This window comes from Lysinibacillus sp. (genome assembly GCF_032093475.1).
GTDB lineage: Bacteria > Bacillota > Bacilli > Bacillales_A > Planococcaceae > Lysinibacillus > Lysinibacillus irui.
In genome coordinates, this window is sequence record NZ_DAMDAY010000143.1 from 848 (window position 1) to 10,848 (window position 10,001).

General features: G+C 36.7%; 11 protein-coding genes, 1 pseudogene and 1 riboswitch. Of the genes and pseudogenes, 5 read left to right on the forward strand and 7 right to left on the reverse strand.

The genetic code is table 11. The annotated features are described in order from the left end of the window. From RT445_RS20990 to RT445_RS21020, 7 genes and pseudogenes are all read right to left on the reverse strand, one after another. A pseudogene (locus tag RT445_RS20990) lies at positions 1 to 105 on the reverse strand (energy coupling factor transporter S component ThiW); the annotation flags it as partial. 92 nt (positions 106 to 197) lie between these two features. After that, positions 198 to 305, reverse strand: a riboswitch (TPP riboswitch). A gap of 65 nt (positions 306 to 370) precedes the next feature. Then, a complete protein-coding gene (locus RT445_RS20995; RefSeq protein WP_313471495.1) occupies positions 371 to 1,567 on the reverse strand; it encodes an MFS transporter in 1,197 nt (398 codons plus the stop codon). A 350-nt stretch (positions 1,568 to 1,917) separates the two neighbouring features. Then, positions 1,918 to 2,991, reverse strand: coding sequence for an ABC transporter substrate-binding protein (locus RT445_RS21000; protein ID WP_274795772.1), 1,074 nt, complete (start codon positions 2,989 to 2,991; stop codon positions 1,918 to 1,920). Continuing rightward, the gene (locus RT445_RS21005) at positions 2,988 to 3,785 is read right to left on the reverse strand and encodes an ABC transporter permease (RefSeq protein WP_274795773.1); all 798 of its coding nucleotides are present in this window, start codon (positions 3,783 to 3,785) and stop codon (positions 2,988 to 2,990) included. The genes RT445_RS21000 and RT445_RS21005 overlap by 4 nt, the downstream gene beginning before the upstream one ends. Then, a complete protein-coding gene (locus RT445_RS21010; protein ID WP_274795775.1) occupies positions 3,782 to 4,591 on the reverse strand; it encodes an ABC transporter permease in 810 nt (269 codons plus the stop codon). Before RT445_RS21010 ends, RT445_RS21005 begins: the two co-directional genes overlap by 4 nt. Then, entirely contained in the window at positions 4,581 to 5,687 is a 1,107-nt protein-coding gene (locus RT445_RS21015) for an ABC transporter ATP-binding protein (protein WP_312504765.1), read from the reverse strand. The genes RT445_RS21010 and RT445_RS21015 overlap by 11 nt, the downstream gene beginning before the upstream one ends. A 16-nt stretch (positions 5,688 to 5,703) precedes the next feature. Then, on the reverse strand, positions 5,704 to 6,246 hold the full coding sequence (locus RT445_RS21020; RefSeq protein WP_274795777.1) for a helix-turn-helix domain-containing protein: 543 nt from the start codon (positions 6,244 to 6,246) through the stop codon (positions 5,704 to 5,706). Positions 6,247 to 6,652: 406 nt separating this feature from the next. Between RT445_RS21020 and RT445_RS21025 the strand changes: the two genes are divergently transcribed. The 5 genes from RT445_RS21025 to RT445_RS21045 form a co-directional block, all read left to right on the forward strand. Next, complete coding sequence (locus RT445_RS21025) at positions 6,653 to 7,195, forward strand: peroxiredoxin (RefSeq protein WP_274797273.1); 543 nt, start codon at positions 6,653 to 6,655, stop codon at positions 7,193 to 7,195. 149 nt (positions 7,196 to 7,344) lie between these two features. Beyond that, on the forward strand, positions 7,345 to 7,800 hold the full coding sequence (locus RT445_RS21030; protein ID WP_274795778.1) for a TlpA family protein disulfide reductase: 456 nt from the start codon (positions 7,345 to 7,347) through the stop codon (positions 7,798 to 7,800). A gap of 145 nt (positions 7,801 to 7,945) precedes the next feature. After that, on the forward strand, positions 7,946 to 8,608 hold the full coding sequence (locus tag RT445_RS21035; RefSeq protein WP_031418843.1) for a potassium channel family protein: 663 nt from the start codon (positions 7,946 to 7,948) through the stop codon (positions 8,606 to 8,608). Positions 8,609 to 8,612: 4 nt separating this feature from the next. Continuing rightward, a complete protein-coding gene (locus RT445_RS21040) occupies positions 8,613 to 9,092 on the forward strand; it encodes a hypothetical protein (protein WP_312504763.1) in 480 nt (159 codons plus the stop codon). A gap of 133 nt (positions 9,093 to 9,225) precedes the next feature. After that, the coding region (locus tag RT445_RS21045; protein WP_313471496.1) for a GNAT family N-acetyltransferase at positions 9,226 to 10,001 on the forward strand (776 nt) is incomplete at its 3' end.

The window sequence follows — 10,001 nt, forward strand, 5'->3', positions numbered from 1 at the left end:
GATGGGAAAGGCACGTGCAATTCCTGTCGGGATGGAGACAAAGGTAGAGCCTGCTACGGCAATAGCTACTAATAAAGCCATGACCGTTAATTTACGAATTGACATCAAGTTCACTCCTTTTGATAAAGTTTCACTAGGGAAATAAAAAGGCCGCTACCTAAAAACAATAGGAAGCGGCCTCGCGTATACAATGATAATAGCAAGTAGCGCCACTTCCCTCCGCTAGTATGAACTAGATCAGGTTCAAAGGGTCCGTATCTAAACATATACGTCTCAGCCTTTTAAAGACTCCCCTAGTGGTTAATTTTATTTAATTAGTTGACCAACATTAATGTAACATACTGCTAAAAATAGTCAATGATTTTTCAGACTACTTTGTATCTGGATGCATTAAATGAGGTGCTTTTTTCAATGTCCAGACAAGCGCAAGGAAGAAACATGCTAATAATATGATGGAGCCAAAAATATACGGGCTGTTCATATTCCAGTCGAATAATAGACCTGCTAATGCTGGTCCAATCATATTACCAAGACTCATATAAGCATTATTCAAGCCTGCAGCAAATCCCTGTTCTTTCTCTGCAAGCTTTGAGATTAGCGTATTAACAGCTGGTCGAATTAGTGTTGTTGCTGTAGAGAAAATAGTTGCTACAACTAATATAAGGGCAAAGCCAGAAACGAATAATATTAAGAAAATAGCAACGGATGCAATAAATAAATTGACTAATACGACTCTCATTTCACCAAAACGATTAAATAGTGGTGTAATAATAAACATTTGTACAATGACCCCAAAAGCACCACCGACAACTAAAATAATCGCGATATCTACGGGTGTGTAATTAAACTTTTCTGTCACGAATAAGGACAAAGTCGTTTGGAAATTAGCAATGCCGAACGAGAACACGAGCATAATTATTAGCATAACAAAATAAGGCATATGTATGGAACGAGCCATTTGCTTCGCCAGATTGTCTTGCTTTTGTTTCTGCTGAGCAGTGTTTGGTTTGGTAGAAGGTAATAAAAAGTAAGATAAAATAGATGCTACAATGGCAGCAGCTCCAGCTGTGAAAAATGGGAAGTGTAAGCTTACCTTTGCCAAAAAGCCACCAATACCAGGTCCTATCATAAAACCGAGAGACATAGCAGCACCTAACATACCCATTCCTTTCCCACGTTCTTCATAGGTTGTGACGTCTGCTACAAAAGCCATAATAGGAGGTGCAACAAATGCAGAACCAAGACCACCTAAAAAGCGTGCTAGAAAGAGCATCCATACGTCTGTAGCAAGGCCAAAGCCGATTTGTGCAAGACCTGTCACGATAAGACCGAAAATAATTAAATTTTTTCGACCATACTGATCCGAAAGATTCCCAGCAATTGGAGAAAATACGAATTGAGCTAAGGCGAACGTTGCAATAAGCATACCTAGAACTTGTCCTGCTGCACCGAATATTTTTAAGTACTCAGGCATGACAGGAATAATAATCCCAATACTCCCCATTGCGATAAACATGTTAAACATTAAAATATACAAAGCCGCCTTATTGGACTTCTGCTGGGTCATCGAATAAACCCCCTTTTTTTGTAATCAAATATAGTACAGTCTATCATAAAGAATTATCGCTTGGCTATTAGTTAAGATTATTGAAGTGGTTCGATATTTAGAATGGTTTTCCACAAAAGTTTTCTTCTTAGGTTATTTAAGAGACATGTGATGCTATATTTCTAAGTTTTAAATAATAACTTATTCATTTGACAATTGCATGATAGAAGGGGTATGTGAAAAATCGGTGGAATGTGGTCATATACTAAAGTTTCTGTGACAGAAAGAGCTGAATTGCTTTTCAACTATAATGAATATGCATGCAGATAAAAACTAGCGAATTGGTTTGTGAACCAATTCGCTAGTTTAAATTATCGTATACTCATTTTAAATTCTAAAAACAATTCATTATATTTTCCTAAATAGTCTGGCCCTAAGTTTTTATAGACCTCTAATGTTTCTCGTTGTTCCTCTGAAGGGTAATAGCGTTCATCAGAAACAACTTCTTCATCCATTAAGTCCATCGCTGCAATATTAGGCGTAGAATAGCCCACATAATCGGCATTTTGAGCACCAGATTCAGCACTTAGCATAAAGTTGATAAAGGCATGGGCACCATCGATATTTTTCGATGTTTTGGGAATAACCATATTATCGAACCATAAATTCGAACCTTCGTCAGGTACAGCAAAATCTAGTTCCTCATTTTCATACATCATATCGGCTGCTTGCCCAGACCAAGTGAGGGCTACAGATGCCTCATTATTGATCATTAAAGGTGTAATTTCATCACCAATAATAGCTTTTACATTGGGTGCTAGTGTGATTAACTTATCAGTCGCTTCACGTAGTTCGTGATTATCTAATGAGTTCAGTGAATAGCCTAGACTGTTTAAGCCCATTCCAATGACTTCACGAGCACCGTCTACTAAAAAGACTTTACGCTTTAATGAAGGATCCCATAAATCTTCCCAAGAAGAGAAATCTAAATTACCAACAAGACTCGGATTATAAACAATGCCTACTGTTCCCCAGAAATAAGGAACGGAATATTTATTGTCATCATCGAATGGTAAATCTAAGAAGTAAGGATCGATATTTTTTAAGTTAGGGATTTTCGTTTTATCTAAAGGAATCAATAAATTTTCTTCCTTCATTTTTTCAATCATATATTCAGAAGGGACAGCAATATCGTAAGCTGTTCCGCCCTGTTGAATTTTTGTCATCATGGCCTCATTGGAGTCGAACGTTTCATAGATGACATGAATACCTGTTTCTTTTTCAAATTGCTTTAATAGGTCAGGGTCGATATATTCTCCCCAGTTAAAGATCGTTAAAGTGTTTTTTCCACTTTTACCGCCACCTGCACTTAAGGCGTCCGCCGCATAGAATAAAAGGGCTGAAACAACAAGAATGGCGATGGTTGCTTGAATTAAAGACTTCATCGTTGCCCCTCCATTCTTTTACTTGTACGACTTGTAATGAAATAATACCCTACGACGATTAAAACAGTAACAAAGAATACTAAACCAGAAATAGCATTAACCGTTAGAGAAATTCCTGCACGCGCCATTGAGTAGATTTCAACCGATAATGTACTGAAGCCATTACCAGTAACGAAAAATGTCACGGCAAAATCATCTAATGAATAAGTAAGAGCTAGGAAGAAGCCTGCAAAAATACCTGGTTGAATATAAGGTAAAATAACACGCATCATGACATCCTTTTTTGTTGCCCCTAAATCTAATGCTGCATCAATTAATGATTTATTCATTTCAAGTAGTTTAGGTAGAACCATTAATACAACAATCGGTACACTAAATGCGACATGTGCTAATAAAACAGAAGCAAAACCTAATTTAATGCCAACCATTGTAAATAAAATTAAGAAGCTTGCCCCGATAATAACGTCTGGGCTGACAATTAAGACATTGTTTAACGATAGTAAAGTATTGCGCATTTTTGAGTCTTTGACTGTGACAATACCAATGGCCCCGAGCGTCCCAATAATAGTAGAAATTAAAGCAGAAAGTAATGCAACAATTACAGTATTAATTAAAATAACGAGTAGACGTGAATCCTCAAAAACGGCCTGATAATGCTCTAATGTAAAGGATTCGAAATTATTCATGGAACCGCCACTATTGAATGAGTAAAAGATTAAATAGAAGATTGGTGCATACAGAACGATAAAAACAATCGTTAAATAGACTTTGGCTGATGTAGATAGTTTGTTCATCGTACGCGACCTCCTTTATCTTTTTGTCCCGTAATTAGCATAATGATTACCATGAATAAAATTAAAAACACAGCAATAGTTGAACCCATGCCCCAATTTTGTGTCACAAGGAATTGCTGTTCAATCGCTGTACCAAGTGTAATAACACGGTTCCCAGCAATTAATCGCGTAATCATGAACAGTGATAGAGCAGGAATAAAGACGACTTGAATCCCAGATTTAACGCCATCCATTGTCAGTGGTAAAACAACACGACGGAAGGTAGTAAAGGCAGATGCTCCTAAATCACGGGATGCATAAATAAGTGTTGGGTTTAAACGATCTAGCGAGTTGAAGATCGGTAAAATCATAAATGGAATAAAAATATAGACTGACACAAAGACAAAGCTAATATCCGTAAAGAGCATTTGCTTTGGATCGAAGCCAAAAACTTCGATAAATGCATTAATTGGTCCGTATAAACCAAAGATACCGATAAAGGCATATGTTTTTAACAATAGATTAATCCATGAAGGAATAATAATTAGCAGTAGCCAAAGTTGCTTATGCTTTGTTTTCGTTAGAAAATATGCAGTTGGGTATGAAATTACTAAAGTAAAGAATGTAATTAAAAATGCATACCAAAACGAACTCAATGTCATCTTTAAATAAACAGAAGTAAAGAACGCTTTATAGTTATCGAGCGTGAAATTGCCATGTAAATCGAGTAGGGAGTAATAAACAACGAGTGCAATTGGCGCGATAACGAAAAAGGCAATCCATAAGACATATGGAAATAACGCTGATTTCGATGTCTTAGTTTGCATCTTCGTCGTCTCCATATGACTCTAATCGTTTATCGAACTCTTCCTCTGTTTCGTTTAAACGCATTACATGAATCGCCTCAGGATCAAAGTCTAAGCCGATTTCTGTCCCTACTTCTGCTTTTTTCAATGAATGAACTAACCATTCATTGCCATCCTTGTCGTACGTAGATAATTCATAATGAACGCCACGGAATAGTTGAGTATCCACTTTTACGACAAGTTTGCCTCTTTCAATTGTTGTCATTTCTAAATCTTCTGGACGAATGACAATATCAATTTTTTCATTTGGCTTCATCCCTTGGTCGACACATTCGAAAATTTTGCCAGTAAACTCCACTTTGAAATCTTCAATCATTACACCAGGCACAATATTAGATTCACCAATAAAATCAGCTACGAAGCGATTAATTGGTTCATCATAAATATCTACTGGTGTACCAGATTGCTGAATTTCCCCTTCACTTAAGACAAAAATTTCATCACTCATCGCTAGTGCTTCTTCTTGATCGTGAGTGACAAATACAAAGGTTTTACCAAGACGTTGCTGCAATTCACGTAATTCATATTGCATTTCAGTACGTAGCTTTAAGTCTAATGCTGACAATGGTTCATCCAGTAAAATGACTTCAGGATCATTGACAATGGCACGTGCAATCGCCACACGTTGACGTTGACCACCAGACATCTCGGAGATTTCTCGGTTGCCGTAGCCTGCTAAATTGACAAATTTCAGGGCTTCAGCGACACGTTCTTTTATTTCAGTTTCAGGCAGCTTCTTAATGCGTAGTCCAAATGCAACATTTTCAAAAACGTTTAAATGCGGAAACAGAGCATAATCTTGAAAAACCGTATTGACCTGACGTTCATTGGCAGGCACTGCATTAATTTTTTTATCGTGGAAAAACACATCACCTGTTGTTGGTTCTGTAAAACCTGCAATAATACGTAAAATCGTTGTTTTCCCGCAACCAGATGGACCAAGCAGTGTATAAAATTTACCTTTTTCAAGCTCTAAGTTAATATTTTTTAAGACGACAGTACCGTCACTATAGGCCTTTGAAACATTTTCAAAGCGGATAATTGAATTCGTTGTCATTGATGTGCCTCCTTAGCTATAAATATGAATCCGTTGCAACGAGTAAAATTTTCGTTTCTGCAGCGTGAGCATTAAAAATTTGATGATGGTCTGTCGCGTCAAAATAAAGGGCATTACCTTCACTTGCGATATACTGTTCATTCCCTAAAACGAGACGAATACGCCCTTTGACCACATAAATAAAAGTTTCTGAGAGCGATGGCTCAAACTGTTTAAACTCACCATTAGCAGCAAACGTTAAGAAAATGGGCTCCATTTCTTTCTCATTGGATGTGGGGATCAGCCATTGAATTTCATATTTTTTTTCTTCATCTGTATAGGTAGATTGATCTTCCTCTGTATAAACAACCTTCTGTTCAGGTGATTCATCATCAAAAAAGTCCTTAGGTGTTGACCCTAAAACTTCTAAAATCGAAAATAATGTTTCAATAGAAGGTGAGTTCAAATCACGTTCTAATTGGGATATATATCCTTTGCTTAAATCTGTACGTTCTCCAAGTTCCTCTTGGGTAAGACCCTTTTTTAAACGAAGCGCTTTAATTTTTGCTCCTATTTGCATCTTTTCCCTCCTAGAAGAAGTTTAGCAATCATAAACTTTAGAAATATGAAGTTTACTTTAACGAAACTTTTAGTTTACTAAAACCATTACAATTATACATAATAATTAAAAATTTGCAATCGTTTTTGGTGAAAAAAATGGCTACTATTTGTAAAAAAATTAGGCATAAAAATTAAGGAGAAAATTTTTGTATAGAGTAGAATAATATTGTTAAAAATAGCTAATAGATAAGCGGTAGTAGAAATTCCAACTGTGTATTTGACGAATTTTTGTCAATCCACTTTAATCGTACAAACAGGCGGAGTTTACTTGTTTGAAAAACAACGATTACTCTGCTATCGTAGTAGACGAGTTCGCTTGTGCGAATGGAACATATAATCTACATATTTATTCGGAGGGATTTATTATGGCAGAACGCATGGTAGGTAAACAAGCACCTGACTTTACAATGGAAGCAGTACTTCCAGACAAATCATTTGGAAAAGTATCTTTAGAAGATATTAAATCACAAGATAAATGGACAGTTCTTTTCTTCTATCCAATGGACTTCACATTCGTTTGTCCAACAGAAATCACTGCAATGAGCGATCGTTATGACGAGTTCGAAGACTTAGATGCAGAAGTAATCGGTGTTTCTACTGATACAATCCACACTCACTTAGCATGGATTAACACAGACCGTACGCAAAATGGTCTTGGAGAATTAAAATATCCATTAGCTGCTGATACTAACCACCAAGTATCTAAAGAATACGGTGTATTAATTGAAGAAGAAGGTATTGCACTACGTGGTTTATTCATCATTAACCCAGAAGGCGAATTAAAATACCAAACAGTATTCGATAACAACATCGGTCGTGATGTTGATGAAACATTACGTGTACTGCAAGCATTACAAACAGGCGGCCTTTGCCCAGCAAACTGGCGTCCAGGTCAAGCAACTCTATAATCAAAACAGAGTCCAGCTATTAGTTAACAAATTAAGAGTCCCCACGACAAGCTTGTGGGGACTTTTAACTGAATTTTTGTGTTTAGGAAGGTTTATAGACCGTTATTTATCTATCCGAAAACAATGTATATATTAGAGGAGGATTTCTTATGAAACTTCGTGAACAAATGCCCGAACTAGTAGGCGCAACAACATGGTTAAATGGTGAAGTATCAAAAGCTGATTTAGTTGGCGCAAAACCAACATTAATCCACTTCTGGTCAGTAAGCTGCCATTTATGTAAAGAGGCAATGCCAGATGTTAACAATTTCCGCGATCAATATAAAGATGAATTAAATGTTGTAGCAGTACATATGCCACGTTCTGAGGCAGATACTGACTTAGACACAATTAAAGCGGTAGCTGCAGAGCATGATATTGTACAGCCTATCTTTGTAGATAGTGAAATGAAACTAACAGATGCTTTTGAAAACCAATATGTACCAGCATATTTTGTGTTCGATAAAGATGGTCAGCTTCGTCATATGCAAGCTGGTGGTAGCGGTATGAAAATGCTAGAAAAACGTGTAAACCGCGTACTAGATGAGATGCGTAACGCTGAATAATAAAATATGGGGAGACGGGGATCTAGATCAGGTCCTCGTCTTTTTTCATTGTCCTCTATTGTCGAATCGTTCTCGTTTTGACAATACATATCGCAGAGAATACGCTACAATGGTGTTATAGTAGTTTTCGGAGGGATTTTTTATGATGAAAAAAGAGTTTGCGGTCATAGGGCTTGGACGATTTGGTGGAAGTATTGTTCGTGAATTAATGAGTCAGGGCGCACAAGTAATGGCGATTGACCATTCTTCAGAGCGTGTAGACGAATTTGCTTCTATTGCTACTCAAGCTGTCATTGCAGATTCAACAGATGAATCGGTACTGAATTCACTAGGTATCCGAAATTTTGAGCATGTGATTGTAGCAATAGGTGAAGATATTCAAGCGAGTATATTAACAACAATCATATTAAAGGAGATTGGTGTTGAGCAAATTACGGTGAAGGCTCAAAACGATTATCATGAAAAGGTTTTGCGTAAAATTGGTGCTGATTTTGTTGTCCATCCAGAGCGAGATATGGGTATTCGTATTGCCAACAATATGTTATCGAATACAGTGCTAGATTATTTAGAGCTATCAGATGAACACTCTATTATGGAATTGAAGGCAAATGACGCAATCGCGGGATACTCTATTATGGATTTAGATATTCGTGCGAAGTATGGCATTAACATTGTGGGTCTTAAACGTGGTGCTGATATTATTGTATCGCCTCAGGCAAGTGATAAGATTTTATTAGGGGATATCATGCTTGTGATTGGTGCCGATGTGGATATAAATCGATTTGTTAAAAAGGCATTGAATGGGTAAGAGAATGACGAAACGAAGATGGAGACTTGTCATATTTGCAGCAATTATATTAATTGGTGCCTTTACGATGCAATATAGAGAAAAAAATGAAGATGAGGCTATCTCCCAGATTTTAGATCATGCAAACGAAATTGACGCCATTGAATTAATACAGGGGAAAAAGACTTTATTTCAGGCTACCAACGATGAAGCAAGAGACTTTATTGAGGATTATCCATTAAGCCATGTCAGAGACCTTTCTAAAAAAGAAAGAACCATTTTTGAAGAACAACCAGCTTATCATATTGTTTATAAAATAAAGGATAAGCCACTCTATGAGGTCGATCTATTAAAAGTTGCCATTAGTTCAGAATTAGATGAAGAATTGCAAGAAATGGTCTTCACCATTGGTGATGGACAATATTTGATCTATTGGGCCAAAGAGAAAAAAGCACTCGAACAATCAACCAAAACACAACGTTTACTTGAACGGTACGGACAATAATTACTAGGTAGTGATACAGCATTTAGTGCTAATCACTACCTTTTTACATACCTTAAAGTAATATTTGGAAAAAATGTTTGATTTCTGGCTGATCATTGCATTACACTTTGACATAAAGAAGGGGAGAAGAAAAATGAAGTTTAAAACAAATAATTGTGTCATTGAACGATTACAACCGCATCACTACAAAGATATTCACACGCTATACTCCAATACACAAGTTAGAACCTATCTTGGAGGTGTTCCTGATGATAGCTATATTGAGGCTTCCTTTAAGGGCATGGTGGAAGCACCATTTCCTAATACATATTTTTATATTACCTTAAGGACGACAGGTGAATTTATAGGTCTTGTCTCAATCGATGAATATCATGATAAGGATTTATATGAGCTATCCTATCAATTTTTACCTCAGTATTGGGGGAGGGGGTTGGCGTTTGAGGTTCTTACTGAAGTGATTGAGGAGGGTATGAATTGTCTGAATATACCATCTATTGTGGCGGAAACACAAACAGCTAACAAGGCATCTTGTCTCTTACTCGAAAAGTTAGGAATGCAAAAAGTCCAGGTATTAGAACGATTTGGTCATGAACAAGCAGTATATGAATTACGAAAAAACAAGGAGATATCTAGACAAATAATAGCGCTATCTGGTGGAGGTTTTTCACAAAATTTTCCTTCATTTATCGATGATTATATTTTACGGCAATGTAAATCAAATGAACGACTCAATATTTGTTTTATTCCGACGGCAAGTAATGATGCTCAGGGATATATCGACAGGTTTTATTCAGCGTTTCAGCATTGTGAAGCAACTCATATTTTGCAAAATGATATGCGTGATAAAAACATTCGGGAAAGAATCCTTGCCCAACATATTATTTATGTAGGTGGGGGCAATACAAGTTT